The organism is Agrobacterium cavarae (assembly GCF_004310285.1).
Taxonomy (GTDB): Bacteria; Pseudomonadota; Alphaproteobacteria; order Rhizobiales; family Rhizobiaceae; genus Agrobacterium; species Agrobacterium cavarae.
Genome location: NZ_SISF01000023.1, coordinates 192,742 through 211,701 on the forward strand (window position 1 = coordinate 192,742; position 18,960 = coordinate 211,701).

At 59.4% G+C, this 18,960-nt stretch carries 17 protein-coding genes and 1 riboswitch; of the genes, 12 read left to right on the forward strand and 5 right to left on the reverse strand.

The window, feature by feature from the left end; translation table 11 throughout:
- Positions 1 to 230: 230 nt before the first annotated feature.
- Positions 231 to 1,445: a hypothetical protein gene (locus EYC79_RS04025; protein WP_130977216.1), complete on the forward strand. Its 1,215-nt coding sequence runs from the start codon at positions 231 to 233 to the stop codon at positions 1,443 to 1,445.
- 103 nt (positions 1,446 to 1,548) lie between these two features.
- Here the strand turns inward: EYC79_RS04025 and ppk2 are convergent, their stop codons facing one another.
- Positions 1,549 to 2,430: a polyphosphate kinase 2 gene (gene ppk2, locus EYC79_RS04030; protein WP_130977217.1), complete on the reverse strand. Its 882-nt coding sequence runs from the start codon at positions 2,428 to 2,430 to the stop codon at positions 1,549 to 1,551.
- Between the two features lie 215 nt (positions 2,431 to 2,645).
- Between ppk2 and phoR the strand changes: the two genes are divergently transcribed.
- The 7 genes from phoR (at position 2,646) to phoB (ending at position 10,635) form a co-directional block, all read left to right on the forward strand.
- Positions 2,646 to 3,914 carry a phosphate regulon sensor histidine kinase PhoR gene (phoR, locus tag EYC79_RS04035; protein ID WP_130977359.1) on the forward strand — a complete coding sequence of 423 codons (1,269 nt, stop codon included), beginning with the start codon at positions 2,646 to 2,648 and terminating at the stop codon, positions 3,912 to 3,914.
- A gap of 216 nt (positions 3,915 to 4,130) precedes the next feature.
- On the forward strand, positions 4,131 to 5,165 hold the full coding sequence (locus EYC79_RS04040; RefSeq protein ID WP_062445559.1) for a substrate-binding domain-containing protein: 1,035 nt from the start codon (positions 4,131 to 4,133) through the stop codon (positions 5,163 to 5,165).
- A 265-nt stretch (positions 5,166 to 5,430) separates the two neighbouring features.
- Positions 5,431 to 6,915, forward strand: coding sequence for a phosphate ABC transporter permease subunit PstC (pstC, locus tag EYC79_RS04045; RefSeq protein ID WP_113225626.1), 1,485 nt, complete (start codon positions 5,431 to 5,433; stop codon positions 6,913 to 6,915).
- The gene (pstA, locus tag EYC79_RS04050; protein WP_062445555.1) at positions 6,912 to 8,234 is read left to right on the forward strand and encodes a phosphate ABC transporter permease PstA; all 1,323 of its coding nucleotides are present in this window, start codon (positions 6,912 to 6,914) and stop codon (positions 8,232 to 8,234) included. Before pstC ends, pstA begins: the two co-directional genes overlap by 4 nt.
- Before the next feature lie 71 nt (positions 8,235 to 8,305).
- The gene (gene pstB / locus EYC79_RS04055; RefSeq protein WP_062427043.1) at positions 8,306 to 9,121 is read left to right on the forward strand and encodes a phosphate ABC transporter ATP-binding protein PstB; all 816 of its coding nucleotides are present in this window, start codon (positions 8,306 to 8,308) and stop codon (positions 9,119 to 9,121) included.
- 91 nt (positions 9,122 to 9,212) lie between these two features.
- Positions 9,213 to 9,929 (forward strand): phosphate signaling complex protein PhoU, encoded by a 717-nt coding sequence (gene phoU / locus EYC79_RS04060; RefSeq protein ID WP_130977218.1) that lies wholly within the window; start codon positions 9,213 to 9,215, stop codon positions 9,927 to 9,929.
- A gap of 22 nt (positions 9,930 to 9,951) precedes the next feature.
- On the forward strand, positions 9,952 to 10,635 hold the full coding sequence (phoB, locus tag EYC79_RS04065) for a phosphate regulon transcriptional regulator PhoB (protein ID WP_027676016.1): 684 nt from the start codon (positions 9,952 to 9,954) through the stop codon (positions 10,633 to 10,635).
- A gap of 83 nt (positions 10,636 to 10,718) precedes the next feature.
- On the opposite strand, the gene EYC79_RS04070 is transcribed toward phoB, so the two are convergent.
- The gene (locus EYC79_RS04070) at positions 10,719 to 11,186 is read right to left on the reverse strand and encodes a hypothetical protein (RefSeq protein WP_130977219.1); all 468 of its coding nucleotides are present in this window, start codon (positions 11,184 to 11,186) and stop codon (positions 10,719 to 10,721) included.
- A gap of 121 nt (positions 11,187 to 11,307) precedes the next feature.
- On the reverse strand, positions 11,308 to 11,844 hold the full coding sequence (locus EYC79_RS04075; RefSeq protein ID WP_062427040.1) for a GcrA family cell cycle regulator: 537 nt from the start codon (positions 11,842 to 11,844) through the stop codon (positions 11,308 to 11,310).
- Positions 11,845 to 12,296: 452 nt separating this feature from the next.
- On the opposite strand from EYC79_RS04075, the gene EYC79_RS04085 reads away from it, so the two are divergent.
- From EYC79_RS04085 to EYC79_RS04095, 3 genes are all read left to right on the forward strand, one after another.
- Positions 12,297 to 13,505 (forward strand): aspartate aminotransferase family protein, encoded by a 1,209-nt coding sequence (locus EYC79_RS04085; protein WP_130977220.1) that lies wholly within the window; start codon positions 12,297 to 12,299, stop codon positions 13,503 to 13,505.
- Positions 13,506 to 13,561: 56 nt separating this feature from the next.
- Positions 13,562 to 14,473, forward strand: a complete 912-nt coding sequence (gene argF, locus EYC79_RS04090; RefSeq protein ID WP_062427038.1) for an ornithine carbamoyltransferase — start codon at positions 13,562 to 13,564, stop codon at positions 14,471 to 14,473.
- 260 nt (positions 14,474 to 14,733) lie between these two features.
- Positions 14,734 to 15,720, forward strand: a complete 987-nt coding sequence (locus tag EYC79_RS04095; RefSeq protein ID WP_062427037.1) for an Hsp33 family molecular chaperone — start codon at positions 14,734 to 14,736, stop codon at positions 15,718 to 15,720.
- Between the two features lie 27 nt (positions 15,721 to 15,747).
- Here the strand turns inward: EYC79_RS04095 and apaG are convergent, their stop codons facing one another.
- A complete protein-coding gene (gene apaG / locus EYC79_RS04100) occupies positions 15,748 to 16,140 on the reverse strand; it encodes a Co2+/Mg2+ efflux protein ApaG (protein ID WP_062427036.1) in 393 nt (130 codons plus the stop codon).
- A gap of 287 nt (positions 16,141 to 16,427) precedes the next feature.
- Positions 16,428 to 17,612, reverse strand: coding sequence for an O-succinylhomoserine sulfhydrylase (locus EYC79_RS04105; protein WP_130977221.1), 1,185 nt, complete (start codon positions 17,610 to 17,612; stop codon positions 16,428 to 16,430).
- Between the two features lie 42 nt (positions 17,613 to 17,654).
- Positions 17,655 to 17,733, reverse strand: a riboswitch (SAM riboswitch).
- A 74-nt stretch (positions 17,734 to 17,807) separates the two neighbouring features.
- Here EYC79_RS04105 and EYC79_RS04110 point away from each other — a divergent pair.
- Positions 17,808 to 18,905 carry a 2'-deoxycytidine 5'-triphosphate deaminase gene (locus EYC79_RS04110; protein WP_130977222.1) on the forward strand — a complete coding sequence of 366 codons (1,098 nt, stop codon included), beginning with the start codon at positions 17,808 to 17,810 and terminating at the stop codon, positions 18,903 to 18,905.
- Positions 18,906 to 18,960: the final 55 nt, after the last annotated feature.

The following is an 18,960-nucleotide window of genomic DNA, read 5'->3' on the forward strand; positions in this document are numbered from 1 at the left end:
AGCGAAAAGCGCAGACAGTCAGTAAGGCGGTCAGGACGTGCAGTGAGGATTGGTGTCGGCGATTGCCGGTAACCTTATGGCCCAACTGCCATAGTGGCGACGTTTTCCCCAAGCCAATCTCCGCTTTGCGGGTGAGGTGGCTTGCGGTTGGGGACGCGAGTCGTTACCGAATCGTAAACGTGGTGCCGAAGCGTTGATCTTTCGCGTATGGCGAGGAAGAAGGACCGAGAGTGAGCGGACTGGAAACGGCAATCAGAAATGCCCTGGAAAAATCGGATCGGTCGAATGCCGAAGTGCGCGCGCGCATCTACCAATCGTCGCGCCAGGCCTTGGAAGCCGGTCTGCGTAAGCAGGGCATAGATGACCAGACTGTCGTGGCGCAGCAGCGTCAGCGTCTGGAAAATCTCATTCACGCCATCGAGACGGAAGAGCGCAACCGCCTGCTGGATGTGGTCGAGGATCATGTGCGCCGGGAAACGCAACGTGCCGCGCCGCCTGTTGTCGAGCCTCCTGCCGTCGCGCAGTCTGCTCCCGCTGTCGCGGCACCGTCCGTTGCGCCCGCGTGGCGGCATGAAGACGAGGATGAGGGTGCCGCGATGCCTGTCGAGGCGCCTGTGCGCGCTGAACCGCGCAGCGAGCCCGCATCTGAGCCGCCGGAGATGGGCGATTTTCGCGCCGAGCGCTCCGACGAGGACTTGGGCCGCATGACCTCTGCGGCCGGTCCGTCCTTCGAGGCCTCTTCGCTTGCCTTCAAGCCGGAGCGTGCGGCCAAGGGCCGTCGCAAGAAGGGCATCATCACACGCCTTTTCATCTGGTTTACGTTTTTAACCTTCATCGGCCTTGGTGGCTGGTGGGTCTACAGTTCCGGCTTACTGCTGAGCCCGGCCCAGCGGGACACCAGCGTGCCAAACCCGCCGCCTTCGGTGGAATCGGAAGATTTCGACGGTCAGCAGAGCACCCAGGAACCGACGCTTGCCGCCGGCCGCGGTTTCTCTGACGCCTGGCAGGAGGTTTTCAACGCGGATCGCGGAAATGCGGGGCTCCAGCCCGGTTCGCTTTCGAAGGTGGAAAACGTGGCAACCGGCGGCGGAAAGGCCGTTCGCGTCACATCTCAGTCGGCGGATGCCGCAGGCAACATTGCAATCACCGTTCCGGCCGAGGTGCTGCGTGAGATGGCGGGCAAGTCCTCGACGATTTCCATCACGCTGCAATCTGGCAGCAATGGTCAGAGTCAGGTGTCGGTCTCCTGCGACTTTGGCACACTTGGAGATTGCTCGCGCCACCGCTTCACTGCCACGCAGGAGCGGGCGGATATGCTGATCAATGTGAGTTTCGATCGAACCATGGCGCCGAATGCGCCTGGCCGTATCTTCATCAACAGCGATATCGATGGCACCGCCCGCCCGATCAACCTCTATTCGGTTCGCATCCTGCCAGGTCAGTGAAACCAGAAATGAAAAGAGGCAGGCCTCTGTGGGTCTGCCTCTTCTCCTTGGGTGTGCTAATCACCTCGGCTTGAAAGCGGAGCGACGACGATCGTCGCTCAAGCTATTTTAAAAACTTCGGTCCGCTTCCCAAAATCTTCTCATCGATCTTGCCGATCGCCCTCTCATCCTTGCCGTCATAATTGAGCGACGTGAGAATATGGCGGATCAGGTTGAGCCTCAGCCTGCGCTTGTCATTGGCGCGGATCACCGTCCACGGCGCGTCGTCTATATGGGTCTTGTCCAGCATCTCGTCGCGCGCTGCGGTGTAGTCGTCCCACTTGGTCAGGGCGGCGATATCCATGTCGGAAAGCTTCCAGGATTTCAGCGGGCTGTGGCGCCGATCATGGAAGCGCTCTAGCTGGGTCTCGCGTCCGATATCCAGATAGAACTTGAAAAGGTTCACGCCCTCATGCACCAGCATTTTTTCCAAACGCGGTACTTCTTTCAGGAAGCGTTTGTGCTCTTCCGGCGTGCAGAAGCCCATGACCGGTTCGACACCGGCGCGGTTATACCATGAGCGGTCGAACAGCACGAACTCTCCCGCTGTCGGGAAATGGGCGATGTAGCGCTGGAAATACCATTGGCCGCGTTCGGTTTCTGTCGGCTTCGTCAGCGCCACCACGCGTGCATAGCGCGGGTTGAGATACTCGCGAACGGCGGCAATCGAGCCGCCCTTTCCGGCAGCGTCACGGCCCTCGAACAGCGCCATGATGCGTTGGCCCGTGGTTTGCTGCCAGAACTGCACCTTCACCAGTTCGATCTGGAGCGCTTCAATCTCCGCCTCGTATTCTTCCCGGCCGAGCTTCTTGTCATAGGGAAAATCCCCGGATGTCAGCTTCTTGTCCTCGACCCAGTCGGGCAGCACCGGAGCGTCGATATTGAAGACCCGCTCCTTGCCGTCAATTGTCAATGTCACGGATCTGTCCTTGACGGTTTCGCTCATGCTCACTCCCTTTTCAGCCTATGGCATTTTGTCTTCTTAAGGTCAGCCTGACACTCAACGAATTCAAGAGCAAAGAGATTCCGGCATCGAAGCCCATCCACATAAATTTTGCCGGCTAAGGCTTGTAAAAGGACAGGGCGAAGAATCTCTGTCATGAAAGGCGATTATGACGGTCGGATCGGGAGCGAGACGAATGGACAAGATTCGCGATGGCAATGGCAGCGATGGACGGGGAGGGTGCGTTGTTTAAACAGATGCGCCGCATGCGGAGAAACTGGCTTGCGCTTTTCGTCGTCACGATGCTGGCAGGCTTGGCGCTTGTCGAATGGCGTTCACCTTACGTCGTCGTCGCATTGTGGCTTGCCGCCGTCCTTGCCATCCTCTTCGTCGCGCCATCCAATGTCATCAAGAAGGACGAGAAGAAACCCAAGGTGGAAGCGCAGCCTCTGGGCGCGGTTGATCAAGGGTTGATCGCAGGCGTGCGAGCCGGCATTGCCGTTCTCGATACGCCCGTTTTCATCCTTGACCAGGACGCCGGTGTGCTCTTCGAAAACGCCGCCGCCGAACGCGCCTTCGGTACTCTCCCGGTTGGTTCCCATATCTCCGGGAGGCTGCGCTCGCCGGGCCTGCTCGACGTTATTCGCGAAACCATCGCCACCGGTCAGCCGAACCAGGTGGAGCATTCCGAGCGGTTGCCATCCGAACGCGTCTTCATTGTCCGTATTGCACCTGCCGACATGCCGCAGACGTCGGGCGCGCCCTTTTACATCTTGTCCTTCCGCGACATCTCCGATCTGCGTCGGATCGACCGCATGCGCAGCGATTTCGTCGCCAATGCCAGCCACGAGCTGAGAACGCCGCTCGCCTCCCTGCGCGGCTTCATCGAAACCATGCAGGGACCGGCACGCAACGACCCGAAGGCGCAAGAGCGCTTTCTCGGCATCATGCTCGATCAGGCAACCCGAATGAGCCGCCTGGTCGATGACCTGATGTCGCTGTCGAGGCTTGAGCTCCGTGCCAATATCGCGCCGGATCAGACAGTCGATCTCGTGCCGCTTCTTGGCCATGTGCGGGATTCACTGCTGCCGCTGGCTGGCGATCTGGATGTCGAGATCAAGCTGCACATGCCGGAAAGACCCGTAGAGGTGAATGGTGACCGGGACGAGTTGGTGCAGGTGTTCCAGAACCTTGTCGAAAACGCCTGCAAATATGGTCAGGATGGCAGGGCCGTCGATGTGTTTTTGCGTGCGGACGCAGGCAAGCCCGTCGAAGTCAGTGTCGTGGACAAGGGTCCGGGTATTCCTGCCGAGCACGTTCCACGCCTCACCGAGCGGTTCTACCGCGTCAGTGTCGCAGACAGCCGCTCAAAAAAAGGCACCGGTCTTGGCCTTGCCATCGTTAAGCATATTCTGACCCGCCACCGCGCCCGGCTCATTATCCGCTCCGAAATTGGAGTCGGAACGGACTTTACTGTGAGGTTTTGACACAGAAGCGAGGTCGTTTTCGCCTGCCTTTTAAAATGTCATATTAAATCAATAATTTAACGTGTCACAAATCTTTCACCGAAGTGACATAAAAGGGTGTGGCAAGACTGGTTATGAAGAGGCCGCCGGGACAGCCCAGACGGGCTTAAGGATCAAGCCTCTTGCCGGCACAGTTCACGAAAGCCCGAAAAAGGGCCCCACGACGGGAGAGTCATAATGAACTTCTTTAAATTGTCTGCAGCAGCTCTGGTGGCGTCCGTTGCCTTCGCGGGTGCCGCTTCTGCTCGCGACCAGATCCAGGTTGCTGGTTCCTCCACGGTTCTGCCTTACGCAAAGATCGTTGCTGAAAGCTTCGCCGAAGCTTTCCCGAACTTCAAGGCACCGGTTGTTGAGTCCGGCGGCACGGGCGGTGGTCTGAAGGCATTCTGCTCCGGCGTGGGCGAAGGCACGATCGACATTGCCAATGCATCGCGCAAGATCAAGGCTGACGAGCTGGCAGCCTGCAAGTCCGCTGGCGTTGCTGACGTTCAGGAAGTGAAGATCGGTTACGACGGTATCGTCTTCGCCATGGACAAGTCCAACAAGGACGTCAAGTTCGAGCCGAAGGATCTGTACCTCGCTCTCGCCGCTGAAGTCGTCAAGGATGGCAAGCTGGTTGCCAACCCCTACACCAAGTGGTCCGAAATCAACAAGGAACTGCCTGACGTAGAGATCGCTGCCTACATCCCTGGCTCCAAGCACGGCACGCGCGAAGTCTTCGAAGAGAAGATCATGGCTGACGGCTGCAAGGAAGCCGGCGCGACGGACGTGATCAAGGGTCTGGTTTCCGACGCCAAGCAGGCTGCTGCCAAGTGTGTTGCCATCCGTAAGGACGGCAAGGCTGTCGATATCGACGGCGACTACACCGAGACGCTCGCTCGTATCGATGCCAACAAGTCCGGCGTCGGCGTCTTCGGCCTCGCTTTCTACGACAACAACAAGGACAAGCTGAAGGTTGCGACCGTCGGTGGCGTTGTTCCGTCCACGGAAACCGTTGCTTCCGGCAAGTACCCTGTCTCGCGTCCGCTGTTCTTCTACGTCAAGAAGGCTCACCTCGGCGTGATCCCTGGCCTGAAGGAATATGTCGAGTTCTTCACCTCTGACGAGATGATCGGCCCTGACTCTCCGCTCGCCAACTACGGTCTGGTTGCTGCCCCAGAAGCAGAGCGCAAGGAAATCCGCGCTCAGTTCGAATCCGGCAAGACCATGTAATAAAGCTCGAGAAAGCGCAGCGCTGAAACGCTGCGCTTTCTCAACCCTTCCTGTTGGCAAAGTCGGTTTGTCGGGCCTTGCGACATCTCGAAGGGTTGACAGTTCCTATTTATCGTAAGACGACCCCGCCGATAAATATGATGTATCAACCCGGAATGCGTGAACTGAATACAGATCCGGTATCGTGCGGTGATCAGCCGTCGGTGCTGCGCTCTTGGTGAAATGATGCCGCATCGTGCCGCGTGGCGCGCCGAGGAAACTCTCCATGAACATATCCATCCTTCTGCTGATATTGGCGCTGATCGGCGTCTCCAGCTACGTGCTTGGCAAACGTCGGGCCATGGCGCTTGCGGGCGGACGCCCCTCCAGCATGCATTCCCGTTCGGGCTATCACGGTTCCTACGTCCTCATCTGGGCACTTATTCCTTCCGCGCTGATCCTGGCGGCGTGGCTGATCATCAGCCCGATCATCGTCAACTCCGCGGTGCATGAAAGCTTCCCGGATGACATCAAGGCACAGCCGGAAGCCCAGCAGAGCCTCACCTATGGCATGGTCGTTTCCATTGCCCGCGGCCTTACCCAGGTTTCGCCGCAGGAATATGACGCGCTGAAAGCCGATCCCGCGACGGCACGCGCGGTCCTCGCCTCTAAAGGTGTGGCCATCGCCGGCGATCCGCAGCCCTTCATGATCGAGTCCGCAGAAAAGCTCAATAACATGTCGGCAGTCAGCCGTATCGCCATGGTATTCGTAGTGCTTGCCACGGCCATCGCTGGGGCCTTCCGGGCGCTCCGCGGCCTGGCACCGCGCTTTCGTGCCCGTAATAAGGTGGAAAAGGTCATCCTCGGCGCGCTCGTTCTTGCATCGTCGATCGCGATCTTGACCACGATCGGCATCGTTATGTCGATGCTGACGGAAGCCACGCAATTTTTCCGGATGGTTCCGGCGCATCAGTTCTTCTTCGGCACGGTGTGGGATCCGCGTTTTGCTGCGGCTGGTTCGACAGACAGCTCCGGTCAGTTCGGCCTCATTCCGCTCTTGGCGGGTACGCTCTATATTGGCTTCGTCGCCATGCTGGTCGCGGTACCGGTCGGTCTGTTCTCGGCGATCTATATGGCCGAATATGCAAGCCCCCGTTTGCGCTCGATTGCCAAACCGCTGCTGGAAGTGCTCGCCGGTATCCCGACCATCGTCTACGGCTTCTTTGCGCTGACGACGGTGGGTCCGTTCCTGCGCGACATCTCTGCCCAGATCAATGGTCTGGCAACGGGCGACTATGCCAGCTTCATCCAGGCGCAGAGCGTCATCACCGCCGGCTTCGTCATGGGCATCATGCTGATCCCATACGTCTCCTCGCTGTCGGATGACATTATCACCGCGGTGCCGCGCTCGCTTCGCGACGGGTCGCTTGGTCTTGGCGCGACGCGCTCCGAAACGGTCAAGAAGGTCATCCTTCCGGCCGCGCTTCCGGGCATTGTTGGCGCGATCCTGATGACTGCTTCACGCGCCATCGGTGAAACCATGATCGTGGTTCTGGCCGCCGGTGTTGCAGCGCGCCTGCAGCTCAACCCCTTCGAGCCGATGACGACGGTGACCGTCAAGATCGTCAGCCAGCTGACCGGTGACCTTGAGTTTACCTCGCCGCAGACGCTTGTTGCCTTCGCGCTTGGCATCACGCTCTTTGCCATCACGCTTTGCCTCAATATCTACGCGCTCTACATCGTGCGCAAATACCGGGAGCAGTATGAATGACCGACGTCGTTACTCCGGGCATCTCCGCCCCTGCCGCAACGAAGAAGGTCCGTCGCGATATCGGCATCAAACGCCGTTACGCTGCAGAGCGCCGCTTCCGCGCCTATGGTGTCGCCGCGATCTCCTTCGGCCTGCTGTTTCTCTTCCTGCTTCTCTGGTCCGTCATCGGCAAGGGCTATACGGCCTTTCAGCAGACGATGATCACGATCCCGGTCGAGTTTTCGCAGCAGATCATCGATCCGGACAATGTGCGCGCACAGAACCCGTCTAAGCTGATGACGGCCAACTACCCGGTCGTCGCCCGCAACTCGCTTGCCAAGGTGCTCGGCGTTTCGCTGGAGGATCGCACGGCGCTGCGCGCCGTCAACGCGCTGATTTCTGACAGTGTCCGCACACAGCTTCGCGACATCGTCACCTCTGATCCAAACGTCATCGGCACGACGCGGACCGTGTCGCTCCTGGCATCCGGCGATGTCGATAGCGCCTTCAAGGGCCAGGTCGATATGTCGGGCGAGGAGCAGAACCGCCGCATCTCCGACCAGCAGGTTGGCTGGATGAATGAACTGGTTGGCAAGGGTGCGCTGGAAAAGAAGTTCAACACCGGCATCTTCTTCAATGGGGCATCCAGCCGTCCTGAGGCCTCCGGTGTCGGCGTTGCACTGATTGGCTCCTTTTACATGATGCTGATCGTGCTCGTGCTGTCGCTGCCGATCGGGGTTGCCGCCTCCATCTACCTGGAAGAGTTCGCACCGAAGAATCGCCTGACGGACCTCATCGAGGTGAACATCAACAACCTGGCAGCGGTGCCATCCATCGTCTACGGTTTGCTTGGTCTCTCGGTCTTCATCAACTTCATGGGCCTTCCGCGCTCGGCCTCGCTGGTCGGTGGTCTGGTGCTGACGCTGATGACGCTGCCGACCATCATCATCGCAACGCGCGCTGCCTTGAAAGCAGTGCCGCCTTCGATCCGCGCCGCAGCGCTCGGTCTCGGTGCCTCGAAGATGCAGACCATCTTCCATCACGTGCTGCCGCTTGCCATGCCCGGCATCCTGACCGGCACCATCATCGGCCTTGCACACGCGCTTGGCGAAACCGCGCCGCTCCTTCTCATCGGCATGGTGGCCTTCGTGGCGAATTACCCGACGACCCCACTTGATCCCGCAACGGCCCTGCCGGTTCAGATCTACATGTGGGCGAACGAAGCCGAACGCGCCTTTGTCGAAAGAACATCTGGCGCTATCATCATCCTGCTTATGTTCCTCCTGGTGATGAATGTGGGCGCAATCCTGCTGCGTCGCCGCTTCGAACGGCGCTGGTAAAGCATTTCGAGGAAATGTGGATACCGGTTTTCTGCTCGGAAATGCGATAGGAAGCAAGGGAGAACGGAACAATGAACATGTTGTCGGAAGCAGCAGTTGAAAAGGCGCTGGACAAGAAAATGAATGAAGTTTCCTATAAGATGATCGGCAAGGACGTCTCCGTATATTACGGCGAGAAGCGCGCCCTTTACGATGTGAAGCTCAACGTTCGCGAAAACACGGTGACGGCTCTCATCGGCCCCTCGGGCTGTGGCAAATCCACCTTTCTGCGCACGCTGAACCGCATGAACGACACGATCGATGGCTGCCGCGTGACCGGCGAGATTACGCTCGACGGTGAGGATATCTACGATTCCGCCATCGATGTCGTCGAGCTTCGCGCTCGCGTCGGCATGGTGTTTCAGAAGCCGAACCCATTCCCGAAGTCGATCTACGAGAACATCGCCTACGGCCCGCGCATCCACGGTCTTGCTCGCAACAAGGCGGATATGGACCAGATCGTCGAGTCCGCCCTGCAGAAGGCAGGACTCTGGAACGAAGCAAAGGACCGCCTGCAAGAATCCGGCACGGGTCTTTCCGGCGGCCAGCAGCAGCGCCTGTGCATCGCACGTGCCATCGCCGTTTCGCCGGAAGTCATTCTCATGGACGAGCCATGCTCGGCGCTTGACCCGATTGCGACCGCCAAGGTGGAAGAGTTGATCCACGAGCTTCGTGCCAACTACACCATCGTCATCGTGACGCACTCGATGCAGCAGGCCGCTCGCGTTTCGCAGCGTACCGCCATGTTCCACCTCGGCCACTTGGTTGAGGAGAACGATACGGACAAGATGTTCACCAACCCGGATGACCAGCGTACCCAGGACTATATCATGGGTCGTTTCGGCTGATCCTGCTCTTGCTTGCGCATCCCACCGCGCCTGTCGCTTGAGCCACTAAAAAGGCTTGCGACAGGGCGTTTCGAAACTGGAGACTACGAACATGTCGACACATTCCCACATCATGTCCGCCTATGATGAGGAGCTGAAGTTCCTCAGCCGCCGGATCGCCGAAATGGGCGGCCTGGCCGAGCAGATGTGCGCCGATGCCGTGCGCGCGCTCGTCAATTCTGATGCGGTCCTGGCACAAAAGGTCATCTCGGACGATACGATCCTCGATCACGCTGAGCGCGAGATCGGCGACAAGGCGATCGTCACCATTGCCAAGCGCCAGCCGATGGCAGCAGACCTTCGCGAAATCATCGGTTCGCTGCGCATTGCCGCAGACCTGGAGCGCGTCGGCGATCTGGGCAAGAACACCGCCAAGCGCGTCATCGCTGTTGCCGGCACCGGCGTTCCGCGCAAACTGGCGCGTGGCCTTGAGCATCTGTCGGAACTGGCCCTGGTGCAGTTGAAGGAAGTGCTGGACGTCTACTCCACGCGGTCAGCGGAAAAGGCCCAGGCCATCCGCGAGCGCGACGAGGAAATCGACGCCATGTACACCTCGCTCTTCCGCGAGCTTTTGACCTACATGATGGAAGATCCGCGCAACATCACCACCTGCACGCATCTTCTGTTCTGTGCCAAGAACATCGAGCGCGTTGGTGACCACGCCACCAACATCGCCGAGACCATCTACTACATGACCACTGGCAGCCAGCCGGAAGGTGAGCGTCCGAAGGACGATAGTTCCAACACGCTCGGCGCTGTGACCGAGTAAGCGACAGATAGGATCTGGAGCCATGGTGCCAAAAATCGCCGTTGTCGAAGATGAGGAGGCGCTGAGCGTCCTCCTCCGTTACAATCTCGAATCCGAAGGCTATGACGTGGACACCATTCCGCGTGGCGACGAGGCGGAGATTCGCCTACAGGAGCGCACGCCGGATCTTTTGATCCTCGACTGGATGTTGCCGGGCGTCTCCGGCATCGAGCTTTGCCGTCGCCTGCGCATGCGTCCGGAAACCGAACGTCTGCCGATCATCATGCTGACGGCGCGCGGCGAGGAAAGCGAACGGGTTCGCGGCCTGGCGACGGGTGCGGACGACTATGTCGTGAAGCCCTTCTCCACGCCGGAACTGATGGCGCGAGTCAAGGCGATGCTGCGCCGCGCCAAGCCGGAGGTTCTGTCCTCGGTGCTGAAATGCGGCGATATCGAGCTCGACCGTGAGACGCACCGCGTCCATCGCAAGAGCCGCGAAGTCCGTCTCGGGCCGACCGAATTCCGCCTGCTGGAATTCCTCATGACCTCGCCCGGTCGTGTGTTTTCCCGTTCCCAGCTTCTCGATGGTGTCTGGGGTCATGATATCTATGTGGATGAGCGCACGGTGGACGTCCATGTCGGTCGCCTGCGTAAGGCACTGAATTTCTCGAGCATGCAGGATGTCATTCGCACCGTTCGCGGCGCTGGCTATTCCATGGAAGCCTGATCGGCTTCGGGAGCGCTTTGCTTGAAGGTACAAGCGCTCCTATTCTCGTTGCGTCAGAGAGGGTGGCCCGTGGCTTCCCGGCGTCAGATCAATGTTGATGGAATGGGATATCGCGCAGCGTCTATCTCGTCCTTCGACAACGGGCTGCGCGTCAGCACGTCGGCATAATTGGCTCTGGTTCGAGCGCCATAGCTCTCCTTGATCGCGCTCATCAGTTCGATCTCCTGGTACATCCAGTTCCAGCGCGAATAGTCGCCCAGGCCGGTCGACTGGCGGCTCGCTTTTTCCCGAACCGCAAGCTCGCGATCGCGCACCACTTCTCCCGTCACGATCGACATCAACTGGAAGGCGGCATCGTCCATGTCCGTGGCTTCCCGACGCCAATATTCCTCTCCGCGCTCTTCGCAGATCAGCCAGTAGCTGCCGCGTCGCCATTCGACGTAAACGGTTCCGTCGCCACGGGTGCTGCGCGGGATTGGCGGGAAGGGCGTGTCGACGGCCCTAGCCGATAGCGCCGAGATATAGTCGTGCAGTGTGTCGATCGCGTCCATGATGATAGTCTGGGCGCGATTATTGCTGCAGGCAAGTTTGGATTATTTGGGAAAGAGGGAAGCCAGCCAATAAAAAAAGCGGACCGAAGCCCGCTTTCTGAATTGGTTCTGAGACAGACCCTTACGCCTTGCGGCGTTCGCTGACCGGCTGGTAGGCCATCTTCGCGTGGAACTTGCAGTAGGGCGAGGCTTCAGACGCTTCGCAGCCGCAGAAATGGAAGTCGTCCTTGAGCGGGTCGCCAACCGGCCACTTGCAGGTACGCTCGGTCAGTTCCGTCAGCGTCAGGCGACGCGAGATCGGGATAACAACATTGTTGGAAGAGCGGACATATTCCATGGGCTCGACCGTGTCGATGTCCATGTCTTCCTTGAAGGCGAGGGCACCAGAGCTACGGGCCGGTGCTGGACGGCTGGTCGCAGCGCGGGCTGGAGCCGCATAGCTTGCCGGACGCGGCGCTGCTGCGGGACGCTTGGGCGCAGGACGCGATGTGGCGACGGTACCGCCGGCCTTCGCGCGACCTGGCAGGTTGAGGCGGTGAACCTTGCCGATGACGGCATTGCGGCTCACACCGCCTAGTTGTGCTGCGATCTGGCTTGCGCTAAGCCCTTCGGACCATAATCTCTTGAGCTTTTCTACTCGTTCGTCCGTCCAGTTCATGCCGCTTCTCCGCTCGTCGCGTTGTTTTCGGGCAGAATCCACCTACTATGCCATGGAGTGAACCACGCGCAGGCCATTCGCCAGATTGTAGGTGACTAGTTCCGCCGCATTGCAGTCTAGTAATTGACGGTTAACCTAATCGTCGGTTGACTCCGTGACAAGAGTCGCGGGAATCATCTGGAATCGATTTTCCGGTTTTCCCCAACTTGCTTCCCCTGTGAGTCAGAAAGGCAACACCTCGGGCCTGCGCGGCAAGCACCTACCAAGGCTTGTAACTGCCCGGAAGTGCCGAGATTTGTTGACATTAGGCGGGGAAGTGACAATAGTGCTCTCGCAATGAAGACAGCATGCAGGCCGCCGCGAGGCGGCATTTTTGATTTTCAGGGCAGGGATAACCCGCGAGCCCTATTGACAGTCGTCTGTCCCGACTTGACGTAAGGAGTGATGTCGCCATGGCCGAAACTGCCCCCAAATCCGGGCCGTTGTTCGATACGTTTTCCAGAGCCCCCCTGCGCTTCGAACGAGGCGAGGGCGTTTGGCTGATCACGGAAAGCGGCGAGCGATATCTCGATTTCGGTGCGGGCGTCGCGGTGACCTCGGTCGGCCATAGCCATCCCCATATGGTTGAATCCCTCAAGGCACAGGTCGAGAAGGTCTGGCACCTGTCCAACCTCTATGAGGTCGCCGGTCAGGAAGTGCTGGCAAAGCGGCTGACGGATGCAACATTCGCCGACAAAGTGTTCTTCACCAACTCCGGTGCGGAGGCGCTGGAATGCGCCATCAAGACGGCACGCCGTTATCAGTACACGCACGGCCATCCGGAAAAATTCCGCATCATCACCTTCGAAGGTGCATTCCATGGCCGCACACTCGCCACCATCGCGGCTGGCGGCCAGGCCAAATATCTCGAGGGCTTCGGCCCCAAGGTGGAAGGCTTCGACCAAGTGCCATTCGGCGATCTCGAAGCGCTGAAGGCGGCGATCGTTCCGGAAACGGCTGCCCTTCTGATCGAGCCGATCCAGGGCGAAGGCGGTATCCGTGTCGTTCAGCCCGAGTTCCTGCGCACGCTTAGGGCGCTCTGCGAAGAGCACGGCCTGCTTTTGATCTTCGACGAAGTACAGACCGGCGTTGGCCGTACCGGCAAGTTCTTCGCCCATGAGCGCTCGGGCGTCACGCCCGACATCATGGCCGTTGCCAAGGGCATTGGCGGTGGCTTCCCCTTTGGGGCATGCCTTGCAACGGCAGAAGCCGCTTCCGGCATGACGGCAGGCTCGCACGGCACGACCTATGGCGGCAATCCGCTGGCCATGGCGGCTGGCAACGCCGTGCTGGATATCATTCTGGCCGATGGCTTTATCGAGCATGTACGCGATGTCGCGCTGATCTTCCGCCAGGGACTGGCGTCGCTGAAGGACCGTTATCCGGACGTGATCGAGGAAATCCGTGGCGAAGGTTTGCTGCTCGGCATCAAGGCGCGGGTTCCATCCGGCGATCTGCTCCAGGCCATGCGGGCGGAGCATCTTCTTGGCGTTCCGGCAGGCGATAACGTGATCCGCCTGCTGCCGCCGCTCGTGGTTACGGCAGAAGAAGCGCGTGATGGGCTTGCGCGCATCGAGAAGGCTGCCGAAGCACTCACCACCAAACTGGCAAAGAGCGCCTGACGAGGCGTATCAGGGCCGGCGTAAAGGGTGGCCCGCATTGATGGGACTGAATTAAAATGGCAAAGCATTTCCTCGATCTTTCGGCCGTCGGCTCGGAAGACCTGCGGCTCATTCTGGAAGACGCCAAGAGCCGAAAGATCGCAACGAAGAACGGAACGGCGGAAAAGCCGCTTGCTGGCAAGATGCTGGCGATGATCTTCGAAAAGCCGTCGACGCGCACACGCGTGTCCTTCGATGTCGGCATGCGCCAGCTTGGCGGTGAAACGCTGTTTCTCTCCGGCACCGAAATGCAGCTCGGCCGCGCTGAAACCATTGGCGATACCGCCAAGGTCCTGTCGCGCTACGTTGACGCCATCATGATCCGCACCACCGATCATTCTCGCCTGCTGGAACTTGCCGAGCACGCCACTGTTCCGGTCATCAACGGCCTGACGGACGAGACGCACCCGTGCCAGATCATGGCCGATATCATGACCTTCGAAGAGCATCGCGGCCCGGTGAAGGGCAAGACCATCGCCTGGACGGGTGACGGCAACAATGTGCTGCATTCGCTGGTCGAGGGCTCCGCCCGCTTCGGCTACAAGATGAACATGGCCGTGCCCATGGGTTCGGAGCCGCTCGACAAGTACCTCAACTGGGCCCGCAACAATGGCGGCGAGATCATGCTCTGCCATGATGCCGAACGTGCTGTCGCCGGTTCGGACTGCATCGTCACCGACACCTGGGTTTCCATGAACCAGGAGCACAAGGCGCGCGGCCACAATATCTTCCAGCCCTATCAGGTGAATGAAGCGCTGATGAAGAAGGCCAACAACGAGGCGCTCTTCATGCATTGCCTGCCCGCGCATCGCGGCGAGGAAGTCACCGATGCGGTGATCGACGGTCCGCAGTCGGTGGTCTTCGATGAGGCGGAAAACCGCCTGCACGCGCAAAAGGCCGTGATCGCCTGGTGCATGGGCGTTATCTGACAGCAGGGCCGAGCTGAGGATGGGGACTATGCCGGGAACTTGAATTTTAAGCGCGGCGCCCCATCTTTACGCCAACCAATGCTGCCGGTTCACGGCGGCGTTTCATCAATCGTTTATCGCGACATTTGGGCCGGGGATGGTTTCGTTTTGCCATTCTCCGCTCTATCTTTGCGAAAACCGGACAAGAGACCTGCTGGTCGCGGCCGAAAGAGTGGCGATCATTTCCAAATTCCGGAAGGCGGGTTCGAAGGAGCAGAATCATGGCGGACGTAACCGTAGAACTGGACGATATGAACTTTGCCGGCGACGACAAGGTCGTCCCCTTTCAGGTGGAAGGGCTCGACGTTCGCGGACGCGCCGTGCAGGTCGGTCCGTTGCTGAATGCCATTTTGCAGCGCCATGATTATCCGCCCGTTGTCGCCCGGCTTCTGGCGGAAGCTTTGGTGCTGACGGCACTGATCGGCACGTCGCTTAAATTCTCCGGCAAGCTCACGGTACAGACCAAGGGCGATGGTCCGGTTGATCTCCTGGTGGCGGATTTTACGGCACCTGAGAACATGCGCGCCTATGCCCGCTTCGACGATGAGCGTCTGGCGCAAGCAACGGCGGCTGGGCAGACCTCGCCCGAAGAGCTTCTCGGCACCGGCATCCTCGCCTTCACCATCGATCAGGGTGTGGGCATGCAGCCCTATCAGGGCATCGTGCCGTTGGATGGCTCTTCGCTGGAGGAGATCGCCAGCGTGTACTTCCGCCAGTCTGAGCAGTTGCCGACGCGGGTGCGCCTCGGTGTGGCAGAGTTTTTTGACCGCGACAGTGAAGGCAAGCCACGTCGTGGCTGGCGTGCGGGCGGCATTATTGCGCAGTTTCTGCCGCAGGCGCCGGAGCGTCTGCGCACCCGTGACCTTCATGGCGGCGATGGCGATGAAAGCTCGTTCGGTGAAGCCGAAGACGATGCCTGGACGGAAGCGGTGGCGTTGATCGACACGGTGGATACGGATGAACTGACCGATCCCCAGGTTCCGGTGGAGCGTTTGCTGTTCCGGCTTTTCCATGAGCAGGGCGTACGCGTTTACGAGCCTCAGTCGATCATCGACAAATGCAGCTGCTCGCGGGAGAAGATCAAGGGCGTGCTGTCCGGATTTTCGGCAGAGGAGATCGAGGACAGCCAGGAGGACGGCGTGGTGTCGGTGAGCTGCGAGTTCTGCTCGACGACCTACCGTTACCCGGTCGAAGAACTGTCGGCATAAAGATCAGGAGCGGGGCGAGAGCCCCGCTCAGTTCAGCACGCGGGCAAGCCCAGGGCTGTCCAGCGAGAAGGCGGGAATGTCTACCGTGAAGACCTCGCCCGTGTCCGTTTCCATTTCGTAATGGCCGAACATCATGCCTGACGGGGTGTCCAGCGGGCATCCGGAAGAGTATTCGTAGCTGTCGCCTGGTCGCAGATGCGGTTGCTCACCAACGACGCCCGGGCCCGAAACCTCGTCCACCACGCCATTCTGATCGGTGATGTGCCAGTAGCGATTGACCAGCGTAACGGCCTGCTTGGAGTTGTTCGTGATCACGACCGTATAGCCCCAGACATAACGGCTATCGTCCGGGTCCGATTGCTCATCGAGATAATATGGGTCGACGGTGACCTCTATCTCTTTTGTCGATGCACGATACATGTTCGCGACCTTGGCTGTCTCTGCCTCTAGCATTTTATTCTACTACACCGAATGAAGGACGGGAATGTCCGTTGATTGGAGTTGAGGTGTTTGAATGCGTTACGAGGCTAAAGCGTTGCGTATCAGGTTTGTTTCTCCATTCAATACGCACAAAATCGTGAAGAGACAGTGGATAAATCGCGGTTTGTCTAAAATAATGTAGAATGGGCGCTCTACGCGTGTCGCGAGCAGAAGATCTGGAAATCAAGAAAGAAATTGCCCGGTGATCGCTCACCGGGCATTCGATATCAGGCAGAAACTTTCGAAAGCGCTTCGGCGAAATCTTCCAGCAGATCGTCGGTGTCTTCAATGCCGCAGGACAGACGAAGCGTCCCGCCGGAGATGCCGAGTTCGGCACGCGCCTCATCGGTCAGGTTCTTGTGGGTCGTGGTAGCGGGGTGGGTGATCAGGCTTTTGGCATCACCGAGATTGTTGGAAATCTTGACGACGTCCAGCGCATTCTGCAGCTTGAACGCCGCTTCCTTGCCGCCCTTCAACTCGAAGCAGACGAGCGTCGAACCGCCCGACATCTGCCGCGCGATGATGTCGGCCTGCGGATGGTCGGCGCGACCCGGATAGATGACCTTCGCGACCTTGCTTTGGTTCGCCAGGAAATCGGCGATCTTGCCGGCATTCGCCGTCTGTTGCTTGACGCGGAGAGGCATCGTTTCAATGCCCTTCAGCAGTGTCCATGCGTTGAAGGGAGACAGTGCGGGGCCGGTGTGGCGGAAGTAATCCTGAAGCTCTTCCTCGATCCACTTCTTGTCCGACAGCACCACGCCGCCAAGGCAGCGCCCCTGACCATCGATATGCTTGGTGGCGGAGTAGACGACGATATGCGCACCAAGTTCCAGAGGCTTCTGGAAGAGCGGCGTCGCAAACACGTTGTCGACAACGACCTTCGCGCCAATCTGGTTGGCAAGCTTGGCAACGCCTGCAATATCAACCACTTCCAGTGTCGGATTGGTCGGGCTTTCCAAGAAGAACAGCTTGGTGTTCGGCTTGATCGCCTTTTCCCAATTGACAAGATCGCGGCCATCGACCAGCGTGCATTCGATGCCGTATTTCGGCGCCAGCGTCTCGACCACCCAGCGGCAGGAACCGAAAAGCGCGCGGGCCGCAACGATATGATCGCCGGCCTTCAGCTGGCAGAGAATGGCAGCGCTGACAGCGGCCATGCCGGATGCCGTGGCGCGCGCATCCTCGGCACCTTCCAGCAGGCACATGCGCTTTTCGAACATGTCATTGGTAGGGCTCGCATAGCGCGCATAGATGAAACCGTCGGTCTCTCCCTTGAAGCGCGCTTCTGCCGCTTCCGAGCTTTCATAGACAAAGCCCTGGGTCAGGTAGAGTGCTTCGGACGTTTCACCGTAAGGGGAGCGCAGTGTGCCGCCATGTACGAGTTGAGTTGCCGGGCGCCATTTCTTGCTCATTTGATCACCTTCAAACAAAAAAACCGGTCGCAAAAGCAGACCGGTTCCAAGCACCCGGTCTTTTTAGCCACTTGTTTAACGTGGCTGCAAGCCGACCGGCCAAATCACCACGGGATAAGATTGCCTTACTGCCGTTAACAACTTGCGTCAATGGCCTGCTTTTGATTTTGTCGGCGCGGAACAGGGGCACTGACGATGATGAGAACCACGGGTATTCTGGCCGATGGCGCGATACGGGCGCTGTTTTCTTCCGGCCACCTGAAGAGCGAACGTCCGCTGGATGGAGACCAGGTGCAGCCGGCAAGCCTCGACCTGCGTCTCGGGGCCAAGGCCTACCGCGTGCGCGCAAGCTTCATGCCTGGCCCGGGCACCAAGGTCATCGAAAAGCTGGACCGCCTCCGTCTGCATGAGATTGATCTCAGCGAAGGCGCCGTGCTGGAAACCGGCTGCGTCTATATAGTGCCGCTGATGGAAACGCTGGCGCTGCCCGCCGACATGTCCGCCTCGGCCAACCCGAAGAGCTCGACCGGCCGTCTCGATATCTTCACCCGCGTCATCACCGACCACGCGCAGGAGTTCGACAAGATCCCCGCAGGCTATCAGGGGCCGCTTTATCTGGAAGTCAGCCCGCGTACCTTCCCGATCGTCGTGCGCCAGGGCTCGCGCCTGTCGCAGATCCGCTTCCGTATCGGTCATTCACTGTTGAACGAAAGCGAGTTGCAGGCGCTTCACGAGAGCGAAATCCTCGTTGCAAGTGACACGCCCAACGTGTCCGGCGGCGGTATTGCGCTCTCCATCGACCTCAAAGGCTTCGGTGACAGCGGCCTTATCGGTTATCGCGGCAAGCACCACACGGCGGTTGTCGATGTGGACCAGAAGGCAGCCCACGACGTTCTCGATTTCTGGGAGCCGCTCTACGCGCGCGGCCGCGCCGAACTGATCCTCGATCCGGATGAATTCTACATCCTCGTCTCGCGAGAAGCCGTGCATGTGCCGCCGCTCTACGCTGCCGAGATGACACCGTTCGATCCTCTGGTCGGCGAGTTCCGCGTCCATTATGCCGGTTTCTTCGATCCCGGCTTCGGCCACGCCAGCGCCGGCGGCACCGGCAGCCGCGCCGTCCTGGAAGTCAGAAGCCACGAGGTACCCTTCATTCTGGAGCACGGCCAGATCGTCGGCCGCCTTGTCTATGAACATATGCTGGCCAAACCCGAAGGCCTCTACGGCACGGGCCTCGGCTCCAACTATCAGGCCCAGGGCCTGAAGCTCTCCAAGCATTTCCGCGCCGAGTGATCGGCCAGACGCCGCGGTGCGATAGCGGAATGCCTTGCGGCGCGGCTTGACAGCC

Excerpts from the sequence above, each read along its gene's own strand:
- ppk2 (WP_130977217.1), bottom strand. The coding sequence starts at position 2,430 with ATGAGCGAAACCGTCAAGGACAGATCCGTGACATTGACAATTGACGGC.
- phoR (WP_130977359.1), top strand. The coding sequence starts at position 2,646 with ATGGCAGCGATGGACGGGGAGGGTGCGTTGTTTAAACAGATGCGCCGC.
- EYC79_RS04040 (WP_062445559.1), top strand. The coding sequence starts at position 4,131 with ATGAACTTCTTTAAATTGTCTGCAGCAGCTCTGGTGGCGTCCGTTGCC.
- pstC (WP_113225626.1), top strand. The coding sequence starts at position 5,431 with ATGAACATATCCATCCTTCTGCTGATATTGGCGCTGATCGGCGTCTCC.
- pstA (WP_062445555.1), top strand. The coding sequence starts at position 6,912 with ATGACCGACGTCGTTACTCCGGGCATCTCCGCCCCTGCCGCAACGAAG.
- pstB (WP_062427043.1), top strand. The coding sequence starts at position 8,306 with ATGAACATGTTGTCGGAAGCAGCAGTTGAAAAGGCGCTGGACAAGAAA.
- phoU (WP_130977218.1), top strand. The coding sequence starts at position 9,213 with ATGTCGACACATTCCCACATCATGTCCGCCTATGATGAGGAGCTGAAG.
- phoB (WP_027676016.1), top strand. The coding sequence starts at position 9,952 with ATGGTGCCAAAAATCGCCGTTGTCGAAGATGAGGAGGCGCTGAGCGTC.
- EYC79_RS04070 (WP_130977219.1), bottom strand. The coding sequence starts at position 11,186 with ATGGACGCGATCGACACACTGCACGACTATATCTCGGCGCTATCGGCT.
- EYC79_RS04075 (WP_062427040.1), bottom strand. The coding sequence starts at position 11,844 with ATGAACTGGACGGACGAACGAGTAGAAAAGCTCAAGAGATTATGGTCC.
- EYC79_RS04085 (WP_130977220.1), top strand. The coding sequence starts at position 12,297 with ATGGCCGAAACTGCCCCCAAATCCGGGCCGTTGTTCGATACGTTTTCC.
- argF (WP_062427038.1), top strand. The coding sequence starts at position 13,562 with ATGGCAAAGCATTTCCTCGATCTTTCGGCCGTCGGCTCGGAAGACCTG.
- EYC79_RS04095 (WP_062427037.1), top strand. The coding sequence starts at position 14,734 with ATGGCGGACGTAACCGTAGAACTGGACGATATGAACTTTGCCGGCGAC.
- apaG (WP_062427036.1), bottom strand. The coding sequence starts at position 16,140 with ATGTATCGTGCATCGACAAAAGAGATAGAGGTCACCGTCGACCCATAT.
- EYC79_RS04105 (WP_130977221.1), bottom strand. The coding sequence starts at position 17,612 with ATGAGCAAGAAATGGCGCCCGGCAACTCAACTCGTACATGGCGGCACA.
- EYC79_RS04110 (WP_130977222.1), top strand. The coding sequence starts at position 17,808 with ATGATGAGAACCACGGGTATTCTGGCCGATGGCGCGATACGGGCGCTG.